Genomic DNA, 20,030 nt, shown 5'->3' on the forward strand with positions numbered 1-20,030 from the left:
TGAGCCAGAGGCAGGTTCTTTATTTGCCCGACTTGACCTTGGTCCAGCTGCGGGTCATCAGACGCTGCACCTTGGGGGGCAGCTCGCTATTTACGAACAAACGGTCCAGCACGGTTTGCGGCGGATAGACCGCCGGGTTGTTGCGGATGTCCTGATCCATGAACTCGCCAGCCTTGGTATTGGGGTTGGCGTAACCGACCTGGTCACTGACCTTGGCAATGACTTGCGGGTCGAGCATGTAGTTGATGAATGCACTGGCCTCTTTGAGGTTTTTCGAGTCCGCCGGTATGGCCAGCATGTCGAACCACAGGTTGGCACCCTCTTTGGGGATGCTATAGGCAATCTTGACGCCCTTGCCGGCCTCTTCGGCACGGTCGCGGGCCTGGAATACGTCGCCGGAGAAACCGGCCGCCACGCAGACATTGCCGTTGGCCAGGTCGGAGATGTACTTGGAAGAGTGGAAATAGGTCACGTAAGGACGCACTTCCAGCAGCTTGGCCTCGGCCTTCTTGTAATCGGCATCCTTGGTGCTGTTGGGGTCCAGCCCCAGATAGTTAAGCACCGCCGGGATCATCTCGTCGGCCGAATCAAGGAAGGCGACACCACAGCTTGATAGCTTCTTGATGTTCTCCGGTTCAAAGAGCACAGCCCAGGAGTCGATTTTGTCGACACCCAGCACCTCTTTGACCTTCTCGACGTTGTAACCGATGCCATTGGTGCCCCACAGGTAAGGCACGGCGTACTGATTACCCGGATCGTTTTTCTCCAGGCGCTTGAGCAGTGCCGGGTCGAGGTTCTGGTAATTGGGCAGCAACGCCTTGTCGAGTTTCTGGAAGGCACCGGCCTTGATCTGTTTCCCCAGAAAATGGTTGCTGGGCACCACGACGTCGTAGCCGGTGCGCCCTGCAAGCAACTTGCCTTCAAGGGTTTCGTTGGAGTCGAACACGTCGTAAACCGGCTTGATGCCAGTGGCCTTTTCGAAATCCGCCAGAGTGGTTTCACCGACGTAATCCGACCAGTTGTAGACGCGAACGGAAGAATCGGCATGGGCACTCAGCGCCAGGGTCAGCCCGGCTCCGGCCAGTACGGCCTTGAACAGAATGGAAATAGACAAAGCATCAGTCCTTTTTACAGTGGGCCTGCCCTTTGGATACCTCTAAAGCAATCTGCTGGCTGGGCGCATGCGTTTTTAGAGGTCCCCTTGAAGGGGGCGGATCTCTCCAGAAAAAACGGTACGCACCCTGCAACCTGTGCGCCCCGGCAAAGAATCTGGTCAGCAGGTGCATCACCTGCGATCAATCGATGGTTCGCGGCCGAAGCCACGTCCATGCAGTGCAGATGCTGCGCCAGCAGACGGCCACGCAGCATCCCCACTAATTGTTACAGATTTATTTCCCCGATTTGATTTTGGTCCAGCTGCGGGTCAGGATCCGCTGGGTCGCGGCTGGCAAATCAGCAATTGCATACAGCTTGGCAGTCACTTCCGGGGTCGGGTAGATGCTCGGATCACCGGAGATTTCCTTGTCGACCAGCGCCGTCGCGGCTTTGTTGCCGTTCGGGAAGCGTACTTCGTTGGTGATCTCGGCCATGACTTCCGGCTGCAGCAGGAAATTCAGGAATTTGTAGGCCGCGTCGACATTTTCGGCATCTTTAGGGATGGCGACCATGTCATAGAAGCTACCGGCACCTTCTTTGGGAATGGCGTAGGACAGCTTGACCTTGTCACCGGCTTCATGGGCGCGCGACTTGGCCTGCTCCAGGTCACCGGAGTAACCGACAGCCACACAGATGTTGCCATTGGCCAGGTCAGAGATGTACTTGGACGAATGGAAGTAAGCCACAGAAGGACGGATCTTCAGCCACAGCGCTTCGGCTTCGGCCAGCTGTTTCTTGTCTTCGCTGTTGGTCGGGTAACCCAGGTAATGCAGGGCCACCGGGATCATTTCGGTAGGCGAGTCGAGGAAACTCACCCCGCAGCTCTTGAGCTTGGCGATGTTCTCGGGCTTGAGCAGTACGTCCCAGGAGTCGATCTTGTCGACGCCCAGTGCCGCCTTGACCTTCTCGGGGTTATAGCCGATGCCGATGGTGCCCCACATGTACGGGAAGGCGAACTTGTTGCCCGGGTCACTGGCATCGCCCACCGCCTTGAGCAGCGCCGGGTCGAGGTTTTTCCAGTTCGGCAGTTTGGAGCGGTCCAGTTCCTGATAGACCCCGGCTTTGATCTGCTTGGCCAGGAAGTTGTTGCTTGGCACGACCACATCGTAGCCAGACTTGCCTGCCAGCAGTTTGGCCTCCAGGGTTTCATTGCTGTCGAACACATCGTAGACAACTTTGATACCCGACTCTTTCTCGAACTTGGCCACGGTGTCCGGGGCAATGTAATCGGACCAGTTATAAACGTGCAGCACTTTATCGTCAGCGTGCACGGTCGCGGTCATCAGGCCCGCCATGGACAAGGCGAGAAGGGTCTTGCCGAATGTTTTCATGGATACAGCTCCAAGTTGTCGTTATTAAACAGAACGGCTGACTGGCAGCGCCGTTAGTCTGGCAGATTAGCGGATGGCCTTGTAGAACAGCATTAACCTTGCAGCGCCTGCCAGGTCAGATCCAGGCACTGGCGCGCCTTGCTCACCAGTTCGTCGATCTGCGCCAGGCTGATGACCAGTGGCGGCGCAATGATCATGGTGTCGCCGACCGCTCGCATGATCAGGCCATTTTCAAAACAGAAGGTTCGGCAGATCATGCCCGCCGATTGCCCGGTGTAACGTTCCCGGCTGACCTTGTCGCGCACCAGCTCGATTGCCCCCAACAGACCCACGCCGCGCACCTCGCCCACCAACGGGTGGTCGCTCAGCTCACGCAGACGTTTCTGCAAGTAAGGTGCCGTTTCTGCCTTGACCCGTTCGACGACGCGTTCCTCGCGCAGGATACGTATGTTTTCCAGGCCCACGGCGGCGGCCACCGGATGCCCGGAATAGGTGAAGCCGTGGTTGAAATCGCCCCCCTCGTTGAGCACCGCGACGACTTCGTCACGCACCACCAGGCCGCCCATGGGCACGTAACCGGAGGTCAGCCCCTTGGCGATGGTCATCATGTCCGGTTCAAGACCATAGTAGTCACTGCCGAACCACTCGCCGGTACGCCCGAAGCCGCAGATCACCTCGTCTGCCACGAACAGGATGTCGTAGCGGGCCAGAATTTCCTTGATGCGCGGCCAGTAGCTGTCAGGCGGCACGATGACCCCGCCAGCGCCCTGAATCGGCTCGGCGATAAAGGCGCCGACCGTGTCCACGCCGAGTTCGAGGATCTTTTTCTCCAGTTGATCGGCAGCCCAGACACCGAACTCATCCGGGCTCATGTCGCCACCCTCGCCGAACCAGTACGGCTGGGGAATATGGACAATCCCGGGAATCGGCAAATCGCCCTGCTCGTGCATGTAAGTCATGCCACCCAAACTGGCACCGGCGACGGTGGAGCCGTGATAACCATTGACCCGGCTGATGATGGTTTTCTTGTTCGGCTGGCCTTTGATTGCCCAGTAATGACGCACCATGCGCAACATCGTGTCGTTGCCTTCGGAGCCGGAGCCGGTGAAGAACACATGGTTCATGCCCTGCGGGGCAATCTGGCCGATCGCCTGCGCCAGCTCCAGAGCAGGCGGGTGAGCGGTCTGGAAGAACAGGTTGTAATACGGCAGCTCACGCATCTGGCGACTGGCGGCCGCGACCAGCTCTTCACGACCGTAGCCCACCGCAACGCACCACAAGCCGGCCATGCCGTCGAGAATCTGCTGCCCTTCGCTGTCCCACAGGTACACCCCTTCGGCGCGGGTAATGATGCGCGGCCCTTTTTCCTTCAGTTGTTTGTAGTCACTGAAAGGCGCCAGATGATGCTGGTGGCTGAGGCTTTGCCATTCGAGGGTTTGTGGATTCTTGACGGTCATTGCATCACTCCATTGCCAGATTGCAGGGTGGATAGCCCCTCCTACGGGGCTATCAGCGGTCAGACGGCAAACAGCAGGAACTCACGCTCCCAGGAACTGATCACGCGCTTGAAGTTTTCATGCTCGGCACGCTTGACCGCGACGTAGCCAACGATGAATTTCTTGCCCAGGTACTTCTCGATGGTCTTGCTGTTTTCCAGGCGCTCCAGCGCGTCTTCGATGGTCAGTGGCAGGCGCAGGTTGCGGCGCTCGTAGCCACGCCCCACCACCGGCGCGCTGGGGTTGATGCCTTCGACCATGCCGATGAAACCGCACAGCAGACTCGCGGCAATCGCCAGATACGGGTTGGCATCGGCGCCCGGCAGGCGGTTTTCGACGCGGCGGTTCTGCGGGCCGGCATCCGGTACGCGCAGGCCGACGGTGCGGTTTTCTTCGCCCCACTCGACATTGACCGGCGCCGAGGTGTCAGGCAGGAAGCGGCGGAACGAGTTGACGTTGGGCGCGAACAGCGGCAACAGCTCGGGGATGTATTTCTGCAAGCCACCGACATGCTGCAGAAACAGCGTGCTCATGGTGCCGTCTTCGTTGGAAAAGATGCTCTTGCCGGTCTGAATGTCGATCACACTCTGGTGCAGGTGCATGGCGCTGCCCGGCTCGCCGGTCATGGGCTTGGCCATGAAGGTCGCAGCCACGTTGTGCTTGAGCGCGGCCTCGCGCATGGTGCGTTTGAACACCACGATCTGGTCAGCCAGCGACAGCGCATCACCGTGACGGAAGTTGATTTCCATCTGCGCCGTGCCATCTTCATGAATCAGCGTGTCGAGGTCGAGGTTCTGCAGTTCGCACCAGTCGTAAACGTCTTCGAACAGCGGATCGAACTCGTTGGCGGCCTCGATGGAGAACGACTGCCGGCCCGTTTCGGGACGCCCGGAGCGGCCTACCGGCGGCTGCAACGGGTAGTCGGGGTCATCGCTGCGCTTGGTCAGGTAGAACTCCATCTCCGGCGCGACAATCGGCTGCCAGCCCTGGTCGGCATACAGCTTGAGGACTTTCTTGAGCACGTTGCGCGGCGACAGCTCGATGGGGTTGCCCTGTTTGTCGTAGGTGTCGTGGATCACCTGGGCCGTCGGCTCGATAGCCCATGGCACCAGATACACGGCATTGGCATCGGGGCGGCAGATCATGTCGATGTCGGCCGGGTCGAGCAGTTCGTAGTAGATCTCGTCTTCTACATAGTCACCGGTCACAGTCTGTAACAGAACGCTTTCCGGCAGGCGCATGCCTTTTTCAGCGATGAATTTGTTGGTGGGGGAGATCTTGCCCCGAGTGATGCCGGTCAGGTCCGACATCATGCATTCGACTTCAGTGATCTTGTGTTCTTTCAACCAATCGGTGAGCTGGTCGAGATTGGTACTCATAAATACCTCAGGTTTGACGTGTCCTGACCGGAGTCAGGCCTGGATGCGACTTGTTCGGCGTCACAGTGCAGTGCCCAGGCGCCGTGCGGTGCAGGATGCACCTCGCAAATGCATGTTTGATGAACGCAGCGCAAGGCTAACGCAACCTGGAGGCGGATGCCGAGTCAAATGCGCGGTCATACGCAAGCGCGAAGGGGTAAGCGGCACGCTGTCAGCCGCGCCACTATAGTGATAGGGTTCAGTAGACGCTGTGCATCGGTGATGGGCGACACCACTGCCTGGCGAGGCCATTGCACAGTGTGCGTTGTTGTCCATGAATGGCAATGCAGACATCGACGCCCCCGGTATTTTTGCTGTTATGGGTTGCGATGGAGCTTAGCGCCGTTCATTTTTTTTCACAATAATTAGAAATACGTTGAACACGCCAATTCATGGCTTCGGGTATTGCCCGGCTGTAGCGTGTTGCGAATGCCCTGACAAGCAGCATAATCGGCACGATGGCGCCATTTCGGGGCAAAGGAAAGCTCTATTGACTTCATCATGGCTTTCGGATTGACTGAATCCGGCAAGACTCGATGATTGATATTTTTAACAACAAAGGTGTTGCATCATGTCGGTACCCCCGCGTGCCGTTCAGCTCAACGAAGCGAACGCGTTCCTTAAGGAACACCCTGAGGTTCTGTACGTTGACCTTCTGATTGCAGATATGAATGGTGTAGTGCGTGGCAAGCGAATCGAACGCACCAGCCTGCACAAGGTTTACGAAAAAGGCATCAACCTCCCGGCCTCGTTGTTTGCCCTGGACATCAATGGCTCCACAGTAGAAAGCACCGGCCTTGGCCTGGATATCGGCGATGCCGATCGCATCTGCTACCCGATCCCCAATACGCTGTGCAATGAACCGTGGCAAAAGCGCCCCACCGCGCAATTGCTGATGACCATGCACGAACTCGAAGGCGAACCCTTCTTTGCCGACCCGCGCGAGGTACTGCGCCAGGTCGTCAGCCGGTTCGACGAGATGGGCCTGACCATCTGCGCCGCGTTTGAGCTGGAGTTCTACCTGATCGACCAGGAAAACGTGAACGGCCGCCCACAGCCACCGCGCTCACCGATTTCCGGCAAACGCCCGCATTCCACTCAGGTGTACCTGATCGACGACCTCGACGAGTACGTCGATTGCCTGCAGGACATCCTTGAAGGCGCCAAGGAGCAAGGCATTCCGGCTGACGCCATCGTCAAGGAAAGCGCCCCTGCGCAGTTCGAGGTCAACCTGCACCACGTGGCCGACCCACTCAAGGCCTGCGACTACGCGGTACTGCTCAAGCGCCTGATCAAGAACATCGCCTACGACCATGAGATGGACACCACCTTCATGGCCAAGCCCTATCCGGGCCAGGCCGGCAACGGCCTGCATGTGCACATCTCGATCCTTGATCGCGACGGCAAGAACATTTTCACCAGTGAGGATCCCGAGCAGAACGCCGCATTGCGTCATGCGGTCGGCGGTGTGCTCGAGACCCTGCCGGCGCAGATGGCGTTCCTGTGCCCGAACGTCAACTCCTACCGCCGCTTCGGCGCGCAGTTCTACGTACCTAACTCACCAACCTGGGGCCTGGACAACCGCACCGTGGCGGTGCGCGTACCAACCGGCACCGCCGATGCCGTGCGCATCGAGCACCGCGTGGCGGGCGCCGATGCCAACCCGTATCTGCTGATGGCCTCGGTACTGGCAGGCGTGCACCACGGCCTGACCAACAAGATCGAGCCGGGCGCACCGGTCGAAGGCAACTCCTACGAGCAATTCGAACAGAGCCTGCCCAACAACCTGCGCGACGCCCTGCGCACGCTGGACGACAGCGAAGTCATGGCCAAATACATCGATCCGAAATACATCGATATCTTCGTGGCTTGTAAAGAGAGCGAGCTGGAAGAGTTCGAGCACTCGATTTCGGATTTGGAGTACAACTGGTATTTGCATACGGTTTGAGTTCCAAGTGGAGAACACCTGCGACGGTGTTCTCCAAACGCACCTACCTGATCTCAGAGCAACTGCCTTACGGGTGTCATTAACTAACTCAACTCCGTACCGCAGCAACCGCGGCGTTTATCTGTTGGAGAGAAAGGCCCTGCTCGGGCATGGTATCCCGACCTGCAATCGCAAGCTCAAGCAGGCGCTCTCCAGCTTCACTCTCTCTGAATTTCTCGGGCCCCACTGGAGGAATGAACTTGCCTGCGGGCTTCTTAAAATACTCGCTAGGCGTCACTCGTCCGCTTTTTACATGGGGCATCTTCCTCAGCATTTGGTTCCTACTGATCTCCGATACCTGGATATCTACGCTGCGAACCAAAACTGTCTCATTGTGCCCCACCGAGGAGCCTGCTACCCCAGAGATAGAGGCTCTTGAAGTTTGGGGTGCCGAAACAGCCAACCCCATAGCGCTTGGGGATCGCCCAGTTCGCGCCGCCGTAGCCTGAGCAGCGGTTAAATTGGGACGAACAACATTCCTCCCCGGGGTATCCAGAATTCTATTGAGCAGCGGATTTGAACGTAATGGCTGGCTCAGAACACTGCGTCTTACACTCCCGTGCGGATCCCTGTAATTCACCGGATCCCCCTGACAATACGCATAGGCATTAAACCCACCTTTGCCAAACGGACTCAAGCTGTCCGGGCTATTGAAACGCATCAACAGCGGGTTGAACGCCCGATAACCATTGCCTAGCAGGTAGTGCCCGGTCAGCGGGTCGCGCCGTTCGCCATTGAAACCCAACAGGCTGGCCAGGCCGCTGTCGGGCGTGTGATAGCCATAGGCGGTATAGACCAACCTCTGGTGCCCGGCACGCTTGAGGGCCTGCAACACCGAGCGCTGCCGGTCGGTGGCGAGCAAGTTGGTGTCCAGACCCGTGTCGTTGCCCGATTGCTGCGCCAGCAGGTTTTCTTCGGTGTGCAGGAGGGAGTGGCGCAACGCGCCCTAAATCTGGGTCATCAGGCGATTCTTGCAATAAAACAATTGCGCATTGCTCTCACCGGCAGGCACCAGCCGCTAAGCCGGTCCAACGGATCGTAGTGGTAACGGCAAAGCATCAGCCGTTGTTCGGCCATGTTCCCATCTCGCTGATCAGGGGTTATGGAAAGAGTGTGCTTACGGGCAACAAGCTTGGGCAGATAGCAGAAATGACAGGTGCCTGGTCGCAAGATCCAGGTATCCGCTTGGGTAACGCTGGACGACAGCCAGGTCATGGCGCGTTACATTGATCTGAAGTACCTCAATCCATTCGCGGCTTACAAAGAGAGCAGACTGTAAGAGTTCGTGCATTCGATTTCGGACTTGGAGTACAACAGGTATTTGCATGGCGAATTGAGGTGCACTTATCCGCGACAGCACTCATCCGCTTATGACGCCTTCAACGTTGTCTTAAGTTTGCTATCTGCTGCTGGATGTCCGTCAGGCCATTTGTGAGAACGTGCTCAGGCAAACGCCGTATCTGAGGGTTGCGGTAAAGCCCCTCCATATGCATGAGCATATAGCTCTCTACCTGAATATTTCTTTGAGCGCTGGCCCGGAACGCATTGATGGCTGCGTGATTGCTCCGTAAATGGCCCTGTAATTGCACAGAGGAGAACGACTCAAACAGGTCAGGATCATAGACATTGAAGGTCTGCCCTGAACCAACCGGATATTCTCGCCTGTGCGCTGCCACTCCATTGAGCGTGCGGTACTCAAAAGTACTCTGGTCTAGAAAGGCTCGATAGGGGTCGCTCGTATGTTCCGCTTGCGCCAGAGAACCTGACGCCGCTGTTGCGCTGGCAGTCGAAGGCATTACGGCTACCGCGTTGGCGCTGCGCGGACTCGGCGCAACCCTGGCGACGGGCAATCGGCGCCTGATCGCCTGCTCGAAAGGGTCGACCCACACCTTTATCGCGGAGCGATAGCCTGCGGAAATGATATGGCCGGTGGGATCGCGAAAACTGATCGGATCCCCTTGGCAGTACGCATACGTATTAATTCCACCCTCACCGAACGGACTCAAACTGTCCGGACTGTTAAAGCGCATCAATACTGGGTTGTACGCCCGATAGCCATTGCCCAACAGATAATGGCCAGTGATTGGCTCGCAGAGATCGCCATTGAAGCCCAGGTGCACGGATTGACGCTGTCCAGATCCAATTGCTGCCCCACAATTCGGAGGGACGGGAAGTAGCGCTCGCTGCTCAGCCATTGGTCTGACCCCGAGAAGAAATTGAAAACCGATTATCGTTCCGACTGCCACCAGATTCCGCTAGCGGAAATGACAGGCTGGATTCAACGGCCCCGAACCACGCCAAAACAGGCGATGGACGACAAGAATTGTGACCCTTCTTACAGACCTTTCTGTATCTCTTGAGTGAAGTTTCCGAGAGAATCCCGACCGCTTGCGCCTGCCTGATCGGGCCTCTAGTCTGCGCTTCGCCGCTGTAATGCAGTGGTGGGTGTGAGAGCCCGGTTGCTTTAAGAGGTCGGCGCAAGCCTGTCAATTCGCCTTCGGTTTATCCTTGTATCGAATGCGTTATGGCGGCTGTGTGCAGGCAGACTTCGGTCTGACCGGGTGCCTCTACCGGTCCTCTCACCCTGTACATAGCTGCCACCCTTTGCCGTGTGAGAGCGACAAGCGATGGCTCCAAAACTTTAAGAGGTTTTAGACCATAAAAAAATCACACCCGATCCCCCCATGCACCTCGAAGACACCCTGCTACGTGTCGACCAGATCCTGCGCTGCGCTGTCGCCACCGCCTATGAAGCCGGCGAGCAGTTGAGCGGCCAGCAACGTGACCTGGCCTTCTCGGTGATGCATCTGGCAGAAATGGCTCAGTCGCTGGTCAACCAGTCGCTGCTGGCGATCGAAGCGCACTAGGCAGGTGCTCCCGCCGATCCCGTAACAGCCCGGTCTCGGCGGGAGCGTTACTCGCGGGCGCCCTGTACAATGGCGCCTTGCCCGCCCCAGAGTTAGCTGACCATGACCCGCCCCGCCACACCCCGCAAACCCCGTGCTGCCAGCCAGGCGCGGATCGGCTCGATCCTCACTGCCGCGCGGGAATTGCTGGTCAGCGAGGGCGTGGACAGCCTGTCGATCTACAGCGTGGCCGAGCGCGCACAGATCCCGCCGTCATCGGTGTACCACTTCTTCGCAAGCGTACCTGCCCTGCTCGAAGCCCTGACCGCCGACGTGCATGCGGCTTTTCGGGCCACCTTGCTGGAGCCAGTGGCGCACGACTCACTACGCGACTGGCGCGACCTGTCGCGGGTGCTGGAAGTGCGCATGCTCACCATCTACAACAACGATGCAGCGGCCCGCCAGTTGATCCTTGCCCAGCATGGCCTGGCCGAGGTCAATCAGGCCGACCACCGGCACGATATCGAGCTGGGCCAGTTGCTGCAGGCGGTATTCGCCCGGCACTTTCATCTGCCGGTGCTGCCCGATGATGTCGATGTATTTGCGCTGGCCATGGAACTGAGCGACCGGGTCTATGCCCGCTCAATGCAACTGCATGAGCAGATCACCCCGCGCCTGGCGCAAGAAGCCCTGCGGGTGTTCGATGCCTATCTGGGCTTGTATCTGCCGCCTTGCCTTGCCAAACGACCCTCTGAACTCTGAAGCGTGCGCAGCGATGAAACTCCGGTGCTGGTGCCTGTGCAGTGCAACTTCCGCTTGCAGCGACCAAGTGATATACAGGCGTTCCAGCCAGTAACCACATGTGTACGCAAAGGGACTTCGAATGAGCATGACAAGACCGGAAGAAGGCATTCTGTTTGCGTGGGCATTGGCTGATCTTGTGGGACAAGACGTTGCAATATGCATCGAACCCAGCGGGGTGACAGCGGCGGCAATCAACACCGCAACGGCCCCTCATCAAGGGCAGTCAGCCCTGGTGAACCTGATGCGCAACGGCAATCCGAAGCGCTCCGCCATGGTCTGCCTCAGCTATGAGCTGACAGAGATGGACCAGGGCATGTTCCAGATGAGCTCCTGCAGCGGCGGTCTGGTCTGGGCCAGTGCAGCGCAACTGCATAAGGGCAGCGTGAACAACTTTGCCTGGACCGCAACCGCCATTGCCACCCCGATTCTGGGCAAATGGCTGAGCGCGGATCGCGCCAAACGCATTTTCGAGGCGAAACTGTGGTGTGCCCGCAACCGGCTTGATAAACGCCCCGTTACACCACCGCAGGCGTCCACGGAACTGAGCGAGGTACGTGGCAGGCTGGTTCGCGCCTACAACCCGCCCGTATTGAAACTCCCGAATCTGATTGCCGTACCGGGCTACCGGGTAACGCCATTGAGCGATGCAATCCTGATGACACTCGCTTACAGCATCGCCCGGCTGAGTTGGTCAGAGGGTTCGATTACCACCAGTGATGCCAGCGGCGCTACCCGGCAGACGCCCTTTTCCGAGAACGGAGGGCACAACATTGCGTGCGTCATCGTAGACAACACCGGCAAGATCATCGGCTGGGGCCGTAACCATAATGCTGTGGGGGCGTCATTGCACGGCGAAGTGATGGCCGTGCTCAACTACCAGCGCCTCAATGGCACCGCAATTCCTCACGGCAGCAGAATCTACAGCACATTAAAGCCCTGTTATATGTGTGCCGGCCTGCTGGTGACCGCAGCCCCTGGCTGTACAGTGATCAGTGGGCAAGATGATACAAACATCGTCGGCAGCGCCCTGGACCGGGCCGTGAGTGGCTGCTCGACAGAAGTGCGCACGCATGAAACGACCGGGATAGAGTTGCTTAGAATTCAGGGCAGCAGATCCACCACCAGCAGCCTGGCAACAGACAGAGCCCGGGGCCTGATGGAGGATGCACTCTATGAGTTCTTCACCATCGGGGCGAATATCCGCGGCTGGGAACTGGACTTGTGGATGGAGGGCCTGGAGTTGCTCAAAAGCATCAGCCCACATGTCGAAACCTTGCGCGGCTATATGCTCAAAGGCATGGTGTAGAGAGTGTAACCGCCGTCTTGCTCTAACCAGCCGGAAAAAGCCGTCATTGCGAACCTCCCTGTTCGCAATGACACGCAGCATCGACGTGGCGCCGGATCGTCAATTACAGCTTGGCGATCGACACCTCAGTCGATTTCACGAATGCGATCACTTCGCTGCCCACTGCCAGTTCCAGTTCCTTGACCGAGCGGGTGGTGATGACCGAGGTCACGATGCCCGAAGCGGTCTGCACGTCGATTTCCGACAGCACGTCGCCCTGGACGATTTCCTTGATGGTGCCTTTGAACTGGTTACGAACGTTGATGGCCTTGATAGTCATGAGATCTTCCTCTCGTCAGGTATTGATACTGATTAATTGGCCCAACGCAGTTGCGTAGGCAGGGGTGAAACGGGTTCCGGGTCCGGTGGTGTGCCGGGAATTGCCAGCACCCGGTTGAGCACTTCGGCTTCCAGTGCCGCCAGGCGGTGCGAGCCACGGGCACGCGGCCGTGGCAGGTCGACGATCAGGTCCAGGCCGATGCGGCCCTCTTCAATCAGGATCACCCGGTCAGCCACCGCAACGGCTTCGCTGACATCGTGGGTGACCAGCAGTACGGTAAAGCCGTGCTTGCGCCACAGGTTTTCGATCAACTGCTGCATCTCGATGCGGGTCAGGGCATCCAGCGCGCCCAGCGGCTCATCGAGCAATAACAGGCGTGGCTTGTGAATCAATGCACGTGCCAGCGCCACACGCTGCTTCTGGCCACCGGACAACGCCGCCGGCCACTCGTTGGCACGCTCGGCCAGGCCGACCGCTTCCAGCGCCTCCAGCGCTTGCGGGCGCCAGTCGCCAGTCAACCCGAGGCCAACGTTGTCGATGATCTTCTTCCACGGCAGCAAACGCGCTTCCTGGAACATCAGACGGGTGTCATCGCGGGCCTGGCTCAGCGGCGCAGAGCCGGCCAGCAGCTCGCCTTCAGTCGGTTTGTCCAGCCCGGCCAGCAGGCGCAGCAAGGTGCTTTTGCCGCAACCGCTGCGCCCGACCACGGCGACGAACTGCCCGGCCGGAATGTGCAGGTCGATGTCTTTGAGCACTTCGCGGTTGCCAAAGGCCTTCTTGAGCTTGTGCGAGGCCAGCGGGATGCCGCGCAACAGATGCGCCGGTTGTTGCTGTTTCAGACTGGTCATGCCGCACCGCCTTTAGTCACTTGATAAGCCGGGTGCCAACGCAGGCACACGCGCTCCAGGCCGCGTGCAGCCACATCGGCGAGCTTGCCAAGCACGGCGTACAGCACAATCGCCAGCACCACGACATCGGTTTGCAGGAATTCGCGGGCATTCATGGCCAGGTAACCGATACCGGAACTGGCAGAAATGGTTTCAGCCACGATCAGGGTCAGCCACATGAACCCCAGCGCGAAGCGCACCCCAACCAGGATCGACGGCATGGCGCCCGGCAGGATCACGTGGCGGAACAGACCAAAGCCTGACAACCCGTAACTGCGCGACATCTCGACCAGCGCCGGGTCGATGTTGCGGATCCCGTGATAGGTGTTGAGGTAAATCGGAAACAGGGTGCCCAAGGCCACCAGAAACACCTTGGCGGTCTCGTCGATGCCGAACCACAGGATCACCAGCGGAATCAGCGCCAGGTGCGGCACGTTACGGATCATCTGCACCGAGCTGTCGAGCAGGCGCTCGCCCCAACGGGTCAGACCGGTGATAAAACCCAGCGCCAAGCCGATGCCGCCGCCGATGGCGAAGCCCACCCCGGCACGCCAGCCGCTGATTGCCAGGTGGGTCCAGATCTCGCCGCTGGACACCAGGCTGACGCCCGCCTCGATCACGGCGCTGGGCGCCGGCAGGATGCGGGTAGACAGCCAGCCGGCGCTGACCGAGAGCTGCCAGACGGCCAGCAAAAGCACCGGCAGCGCCCAGGGTGCCAGCCTGTGCAAGACTCGTTGTGAAGCACTGAGGCTCATGGAGTTGTCTCCTCGAAAGGCCTGAAAATCACTGTGCTTTGGCAACAGCGGCAGGAGGTGTCCAGATCACATCTTTGATGCTCAATGGTTTGGGGATCAGCTTGAGCTGGTGGAAGCTGTCAGCGATTTTCTGTTGCGCCTCGACCACCTGCGGGGTGATGAAATGCGCGCCGTAGCCTTGGCGCTTCACGGAAGTCAGGGTGATATCAGCCGGCAGGCCGAGCAGCGGTGCGACCTGTTTGGTCACCTCTTCAGGGTTGGCTTGGGACCACTCACCGACCGCCCGCACTTCCTCGACCAGCGCCTGGATGATCTTCGGGTTCTTCTGCGCGTAAGGCTTGGTCGCCAGGTAGAACTGGTGGTTATCGACGATGCCGGTGCCGTCCTTCAGGGTGCGTGCCTGCAACTGCTGTTCGGCAGCGGCCTGGTAAGGCTCCCAGATTACCCAGGCATCGACGCTGCCACGCTCAAAGGCGGCGCGGGCATCGGCGGGCGGCAAGAACACGGTCTGGATGTCGCTGTATTTCAGGCCAGCTTCTTCAAGCGCCCGAACCAGCAGGTAATGCACGTTGGAGCCTTTGTTGAGGGCGACCTTTTTGCCCTTGAGCTCCTTGACCGAGGTAATCGGTGAGCCTTTGGGCACCAGGATCGCTTCGCTGGTCGGCGCCGGCGGCTCGTAGGCCACGTACAGCAGGTCGGCACCGGCCGCCTGGGCGAATACCGGTGGCGTCTCACCGGTCACGCCGAAGTCGATGGAACCCACGTTGAGGCCTTCGAGCAACTGCGGGCCACCAGGAAATTCGGTCCACTGCACTTTGACGCCCTGCTCGGCCAGCCGCTTCTCCAACGAGCCCTTGGCCTTGAGCAGCACCAGAGTGCCGTACTTCTGATAACCGATACGCAAGTCTTCGGCTTGCGCCTGGGTGAGAACACCGAGGCTCAGGGCGGCAGCAACAAGAGCGGCCAGGCTTTGACGCAAGAAGGTGGTGCGCATGGCGCTCTCCGTTGTTGTGCGGGTTAGGTGGGGTGACATTACCAGTTGTTTTTTATATCTATAAATCTCATTTTTTCATTTGGTTATTTCTTAATTGAATATGCAGAATGTTTTCTTTCACCCATAAAAAAGGGCCGACAATGTCGGCCCGAAAAAACCCCACTCAGGGAGGATATGGATTCTGTTTCGCGGCTGAAGCCGCTCCTACGAGAGGATATGAATTCTGTTTCGCGGCCGAAACGGATCGCCGCGAAAGGCAACCATCAGCGATTCGGTTGTGGCGTCAGACGCAGGTAGGGCGTGACGGCCTTGTAGCCTTTGGGGAAACGTTGCTTGATTTCTTCCTCGTCCTTGAGCGACGGCACGATGACCACGTCATCACCGTCCACCCAGTTGGCCGGGGTGGCCACCTTGTGGTTGTCGGTCAGTTGCAGAGAGTCGACCACCCGCAGGATTTCATTGAAGTTACGCCCGGTACTGGCCGGGTAGGTGATGATCAGACGCACCTTTTTGTTCGGGTCGATAATGAACAGCGAACGTACGGTCAGGGTGTCACTGGCATTGGGGTGAATCAGGTCGTACAGGTCCGAGACCTTGCGATCGGCGTCCGCCAGGATCGGGAAATTGACCAGGGTATTCTGGGTGGTGTTGATGTCATCGATCCACTTCACGTGGGAGTCCACCGGGTCCACCGACAGGGCAATGGCCTTGACCCCGCGCTTGGTGAATTCGTCTTTAAGCTTGGCGGTAAGGCCCAGCTCGGTGGTGCACACCGGGGTGAAGTCCGCCGGGTGAGAGAACAGAATGCCCCAGCTATTGCCCAGCCATTCATGGAAACGAATACGGCCTTCACTGGAGTCCTGTTCGAAGTCAGGGGCGATATCGCCAAGTCGCAGTGTCATGGTGTAGCTCCTTGTTAAGCAGGTGGGCGTTGGGTGCTATTGGGTTATGAGTCCACTGTGCACTGTTCTGTTGAAAATTAAAAAGAATAGATATTGATTTAAATAGATCAAAAAGAAATATTAAAAAGCAGGCAAAAAGAACCCCGCACAAGGCGGGGTTCTTTTAAACGGCGTTCAACACACTTACATGAAGTTGTAGGTGTAGTTGAAGATCACACGAGTCTGATCAGTGTCAGTGGTGTTCAGGCCGGTTTCGCTACGGAACGAAGCGTGACGTACGGTAGTGCCGAAGCCTTTCAACGGACCGCTCTGGATCACGTAGTCAACACGCATGTCGCGTTCCCACTCGGAGAACTCACGACCGGCATTGGCACCAGTACCTTTGATGTCATCGCCATGCAGGTAGGCAATCGAAGCCTTCAGGCCCGGGATACCAGCCTTGGCGAAGTCATAGGAGTACTGACCGAAAGTGGTGTTCTCGCCAGCACGGATGAAACCGTTAGCCATCGAGTCGGTGAACAGGTAGAAGCTGCCGCCACCGTTGCCTTCGGCGCGACCACGGCCGTCAGTGATCGAGCCTTGGTTCAGCGAGACGAAGCCACCGTCATCGCCCACCTGCTGGTGGCCGACCATGAATGCGTGGCCACCCAGCGAGTAGGTGAACATCGCCGACCAGGTCTTGTTGTCGACCTCGCCTGCATTCTTGGCGTAACCGCCGTTGTTGTTGAAGGTGTAACCAGCGGTACGGCTGCTGTTGTTGCCGTCAGAGCTGCTGTCGAAGTAACGCAGGTCGGTTTTGAACGACTGGCCTTCGGAGATCGGGTAAACGTGTACCAGACCCAGGAAGTGCTGCTTGTAGAAGTCTTCCAGGTTGGCGAAGTAGTACTGCAGGGTCAGGTCTTTGGTGACTTTCCAGTCAGCACCGGCGAAACGGAACTCGTCGCTACCTTTGGTAGCGCCACCGACCGACAGGTCAGTCCAGTTCGACGAGGCACGGCCAATGCTCTTGGTCAGTTGACCGGCAGTGAAGGTCACGCCGTCCAGGTCCTTGGAGGTCAGGATGCCGCCTTCAAAGGCTTGTGGCAGCAGACGACCGTCGTTGGTAACCAGGATTGGCAGGTTTGGAGCCAGGGCGTTACCGAGTTTCAGCTCGGTCTTGGAGAAGCGAGCCTTGACGTTAGCGCCGGCACGAGTCCACTCGCTGACAGCCGAACCGTCGCGGTCGCTAGGCGTGATAGCGCCGTTGGTTGCTGCCGAGCGGTAGCCACGACCGCCGTCCAGGTGAACACCGACCAACGCCTGAGCGTCGAGACCGAAACCTACGGTGCCCTGAGTGAAGCCCGAGCTGTAGTCAAACTTCAGACCGGTTGCAGTTTCCTGATGGTCGTGGGCAGTGCTTTCACGCCAGTCGTTCTTGAAGTACAGGGTCCGGGAACTCACGGACGCCTTGCTGTCTTCGATGAAACCGGCAGCGCCGGCCTGTTGGGCCAGAACGCCCAGGGTGACGGCCAGGGCCAGGGTGGACTTCTTCATTACTTCGCTCCTCGTGAATCTAATTTTTGTATTCCATGGCCAGCAACAGATGCTGCAACCACGGTCGCGGGATTCACGCCGATGTTGACCTTCAGGTCAATCTCTTACGGGTGCCTCACGACTAATTGACTAGACCGCGTGTTTCGGTCGCTGCACGGTAGTGAAATCACATCGAAACAAAAAGGAACAATTTGGCAACCTGTTATACCTTTTTGCTATATGTGACTTCCCATGTCAAACAGACCGACACGGAGTGTATCCAGCAAATAAGCTAATGACTAAAAAATATTTTATTACCGTTCGTCAGATCCTTTAGTTTGCCGTCACCGGACAACCGGAAATCGTACCTCCCGCCACGAAACTTTTTCCGGAAGCTTTTCGCCATGCAACTAAAACCCCTTGTAAAACGGGCACTTGCCCGACACTTAGCAGCAATTGTGACAGTTGCCACCGCACTGGCCTGCACCAGCACCGCACACGCCGAAGAAAAATTGCGCATCGGTTTTCAGAAGTCATCCACGCTGATTGCGGTGCTCAAAACCCAAGGCACCCTGGAGCGGGAACTGAACAAACAGGGCATCAGCGTGTCGTGGCATGAGTTCCCCAGCGGCCTGCCCCTGCTCGAATCGCTGAACGTCGGCAATATCGACCTGAGCGCTGACGTGGCCGACACCGTACCGGTGTTCGCCCAGGCCGCCGGTGCCCGCCTGACCTACTTTGCCCGTGAGGCGCCCTCGCCTTCGGCCCAGGCCATCGTGGTGCACAAGGATTCGAAGCTCAGCAGCCTGGCCGACCTCAAAGGCCGCAAGGTGGCGGTGACCAAGGCGGCTGGCAGCCATTACCTGCTGATCGCCGCGCTGCAAAGCGCTGGCCTGAAATTCAGTGATATCGAACCGGCTTACCTGACGCCCGCTGACGGGCGTGCAGCGTTCGAGAACCGCAAGGTCGACGCCTGGGTCACCTGGGAACCCTTCCTCAGCGGCGTGCAGCGCCAGTTGCCGACTCGCACCCTGGCCGATGGCAAGGGCCTGGCCCAGTACCAGCGCTATTACCTGACCACCCAGGCCTATGCCAGCAAACATCAGCCGGTGCTCAAGACCGTGTTCAACGAATTGCAAAAGACCGGTCAATGGGTCAAGGCGCACCCCGGTGAGGCCGCAAAACTGCTTGGCCCGCTGTGGGGCAACCTGGACGTAGCCACCGTGGAGGCCGCCAACCAGCGCCGCACCTATCAAATCCTGCCGGTAGAAGCCGACAAGCTCGATGAGCAGCAGCGCATCGCTGATACCTTCTTCGAGGCCGGCTTGTTGCCCGCCAAGGTCGATGCCAGTGATGTGCAAGTGTGGAAGCCCTGAAGGCAGGCTTGGCCTTTTCACCGCTGGATGTGTTTTGCCTGACCGGGCCCTACATCTGTTATGAATGCACCGCCGCCTTCACGAGCAAGCTCGTTCCCACCTCATTTCAGATCAGAATCCGGGTGGGAACGACCTTGGTCGTGAAGAGGCCGGGATAAGCTCTACATCTGCTGTGGATGTACCTCCGTCTTCACCAGCAAGACGGGTCGACATCCGCCCTAAAGCACATAAAACCAGATCGCCACAAAGTGCATCAGGCTGCCGCCAATCACGAACAGGTGCCAGATACCGTGCCAGTGGCGAATGTGGTCAAAGGCGAAGAACAGAATGCCGACGGTGTACAGCACGCCGCCGCCGGCCAGCCAGAAGAACCCGGCACTGCCCAGCGCCGCCAGTAATGGTTTGGCCGCCACCAGCACGATCCAGCCCATCAGCGCGTAGATCACCACCGAGAGAATCCGCGCTTCGGAGCGCGGTTTGATTTCCTGCAGGATACCGATCAGCGCCAGCCCCCAGACCACGCCAAACAGGCTCCAGCCCCACGGGCCGCGCAGGCTCACCAGGCAGAATGGCGTGTAGCTGCCAGCGATCATCAGGTAGATCGAGAAGTGATCGACCTTGCGCATGATCTGCTTCGCCCGCCCGCGCACGCTGTGGTACACGGTCGAGGCGCTGTACAACCCGACCAGGCATACGCCGTAAACCGCGACGCTGACGATTTTCCATACATCGTGCTGCAGGCTGGCCAGTACCAGCAGCCAGATGGCACCCACGCAGGCCAGCACGGCACCGACCAGATGAGACCAGGCGTTGAATTTTTCTCCGTAGTACATCGGCACTCCGACCTTTATCCGGTGATGAGAATTCTGGCTGCAAGAGCCAAAGCTCAGACCATCGACTTACGGATTTTGCACAGCGCCTCGGGCACAATCGTCACCACGC

The 20,030-nt window shown here is 58.5% G+C and carries 17 protein-coding genes and 2 pseudogenes; 6 read left to right on the forward strand and 13 right to left on the reverse strand.

All coding sequences use genetic code 11. The features are described 5' to 3' along the window. Positions 1 to 19: 19 nt before the first annotated feature. The 4 genes from NRB16_RS17795 to NRB16_RS17810 form a co-directional block, all read right to left on the reverse strand. A complete protein-coding gene (locus NRB16_RS17795; protein WP_045486049.1) occupies positions 20 to 1,114 on the reverse strand; it encodes a polyamine ABC transporter substrate-binding protein in 1,095 nt (364 codons plus the stop codon). Positions 1,115 to 1,388: 274 nt separating this feature from the next. Continuing rightward, positions 1,389 to 2,486 (reverse strand): polyamine ABC transporter substrate-binding protein, encoded by a 1,098-nt coding sequence (locus NRB16_RS17800; protein ID WP_045486046.1) that lies wholly within the window; start codon positions 2,484 to 2,486, stop codon positions 1,389 to 1,391. A 92-nt stretch (positions 2,487 to 2,578) separates the two neighbouring features. After that, positions 2,579 to 3,943 carry an aspartate aminotransferase family protein gene (locus tag NRB16_RS17805; protein ID WP_257106585.1) on the reverse strand — a complete coding sequence of 455 codons (1,365 nt, stop codon included), beginning with the start codon at positions 3,941 to 3,943 and terminating at the stop codon, positions 2,579 to 2,581. 59 nt (positions 3,944 to 4,002) lie between these two features. Next, positions 4,003 to 5,361, reverse strand: coding sequence for a glutamine synthetase family protein (locus NRB16_RS17810; RefSeq protein WP_045486039.1), 1,359 nt, complete (start codon positions 5,359 to 5,361; stop codon positions 4,003 to 4,005). Positions 5,362 to 5,971: 610 nt separating this feature from the next. Between NRB16_RS17810 and NRB16_RS17815 the strand changes: the two genes are divergently transcribed. Further along, positions 5,972 to 7,348 carry a glutamine synthetase family protein gene (locus NRB16_RS17815; RefSeq protein ID WP_045486036.1) on the forward strand — a complete coding sequence of 459 codons (1,377 nt, stop codon included), beginning with the start codon at positions 5,972 to 5,974 and terminating at the stop codon, positions 7,346 to 7,348. 88 nt (positions 7,349 to 7,436) lie between these two features. Here NRB16_RS17815 and NRB16_RS17820 read toward each other — a convergent pair whose 3' ends face one another. Next, positions 7,437 to 8,327 (reverse strand): RHS repeat-associated core domain-containing protein, encoded by an 891-nt coding sequence (locus tag NRB16_RS17820; protein ID WP_257106586.1) that lies wholly within the window; start codon positions 8,325 to 8,327, stop codon positions 7,437 to 7,439. A 255-nt stretch (positions 8,328 to 8,582) separates the two neighbouring features. Between NRB16_RS17820 and NRB16_RS29725 the strand changes: the two are divergent. Beyond that, a pseudogene (locus NRB16_RS29725) lies at positions 8,583 to 8,666 on the forward strand (hypothetical protein); the annotation flags it as partial. Between the two features lie 643 nt (positions 8,667 to 9,309). On the opposite strand, the pseudogene NRB16_RS17825 reads toward NRB16_RS29725, so the two are convergent. Next, positions 9,310 to 9,534: pseudogene (locus NRB16_RS17825) on the reverse strand (RHS repeat-associated core domain-containing protein); the annotation flags it as partial. Positions 9,535 to 10,071: 537 nt separating this feature from the next. Between NRB16_RS17825 and NRB16_RS17830 the strand changes: the two are divergent. The 3 genes from NRB16_RS17830 (at position 10,072) to NRB16_RS17840 (ending at position 12,343) form a co-directional block, all read left to right on the forward strand. Beyond that, positions 10,072 to 10,254, forward strand: a complete 183-nt coding sequence (locus tag NRB16_RS17830) for a DUF6124 family protein (protein WP_257106587.1) — start codon at positions 10,072 to 10,074, stop codon at positions 10,252 to 10,254. Positions 10,255 to 10,356: 102 nt separating this feature from the next. Then, the gene (locus tag NRB16_RS17835) at positions 10,357 to 10,995 is read left to right on the forward strand and encodes a TetR/AcrR family transcriptional regulator (RefSeq protein WP_257106588.1); all 639 of its coding nucleotides are present in this window, start codon (positions 10,357 to 10,359) and stop codon (positions 10,993 to 10,995) included. A gap of 283 nt (positions 10,996 to 11,278) precedes the next feature. Next, complete coding sequence (locus tag NRB16_RS17840; protein WP_257106589.1) at positions 11,279 to 12,343, forward strand: Bd3614 family nucleic acid deaminase; 1,065 nt, start codon at positions 11,279 to 11,281, stop codon at positions 12,341 to 12,343. A gap of 103 nt (positions 12,344 to 12,446) precedes the next feature. On the opposite strand, the gene NRB16_RS17845 is transcribed toward NRB16_RS17840, so the two are convergent. The 6 genes from NRB16_RS17845 to NRB16_RS17870 form a co-directional block, all read right to left on the reverse strand. Continuing rightward, on the reverse strand, positions 12,447 to 12,662 hold the full coding sequence (locus NRB16_RS17845; RefSeq protein ID WP_025262382.1) for a molybdopterin-binding protein: 216 nt from the start codon (positions 12,660 to 12,662) through the stop codon (positions 12,447 to 12,449). Between the two features lie 32 nt (positions 12,663 to 12,694). Further along, positions 12,695 to 13,510: an aliphatic sulfonates ABC transporter ATP-binding protein gene (gene ssuB / locus NRB16_RS17850; RefSeq protein WP_045486026.1), complete on the reverse strand. Its 816-nt coding sequence runs from the start codon at positions 13,508 to 13,510 to the stop codon at positions 12,695 to 12,697. After that, on the reverse strand, positions 13,507 to 14,304 hold the full coding sequence (ssuC, locus tag NRB16_RS17855) for an aliphatic sulfonate ABC transporter permease SsuC (protein ID WP_045486023.1): 798 nt from the start codon (positions 14,302 to 14,304) through the stop codon (positions 13,507 to 13,509). Before ssuC ends, ssuB begins: the two co-directional genes overlap by 4 nt. 28 nt (positions 14,305 to 14,332) lie before the next feature. Beyond that, complete coding sequence (locus NRB16_RS17860; protein WP_257106590.1) at positions 14,333 to 15,298, reverse strand: sulfonate ABC transporter substrate-binding protein; 966 nt, start codon at positions 15,296 to 15,298, stop codon at positions 14,333 to 14,335. A 263-nt stretch (positions 15,299 to 15,561) separates the two neighbouring features. Further along, complete coding sequence (locus tag NRB16_RS17865) at positions 15,562 to 16,200, reverse strand: peroxiredoxin (protein WP_045486017.1); 639 nt, start codon at positions 16,198 to 16,200, stop codon at positions 15,562 to 15,564. Between the two features lie 183 nt (positions 16,201 to 16,383). Then, complete coding sequence (locus tag NRB16_RS17870) at positions 16,384 to 17,733, reverse strand: OprD family porin (protein ID WP_045486014.1); 1,350 nt, start codon at positions 17,731 to 17,733, stop codon at positions 16,384 to 16,386. Between the two features lie 383 nt (positions 17,734 to 18,116). Between NRB16_RS17870 and NRB16_RS17875 the strand changes: the two genes are divergently transcribed. After that, positions 18,117 to 19,088: an aliphatic sulfonate ABC transporter substrate-binding protein gene (locus NRB16_RS17875; RefSeq protein WP_045486010.1), complete on the forward strand. Its 972-nt coding sequence runs from the start codon at positions 18,117 to 18,119 to the stop codon at positions 19,086 to 19,088. 218 nt (positions 19,089 to 19,306) lie between these two features. On the opposite strand, the gene NRB16_RS17880 is transcribed toward NRB16_RS17875, so the two are convergent. Beyond that, positions 19,307 to 19,921, reverse strand: coding sequence for a hemolysin III family protein (locus NRB16_RS17880; RefSeq protein WP_045486007.1), 615 nt, complete (start codon positions 19,919 to 19,921; stop codon positions 19,307 to 19,309). Positions 19,922 to 20,030: the final 109 nt, after the last annotated feature.

Origin of the sequence: Pseudomonas sp. LJDD11 (genome assembly GCF_024584215.1) — a bacterium.
Classification (GTDB): Bacteria; Pseudomonadota; Gammaproteobacteria; order Pseudomonadales; family Pseudomonadaceae; genus Aquipseudomonas.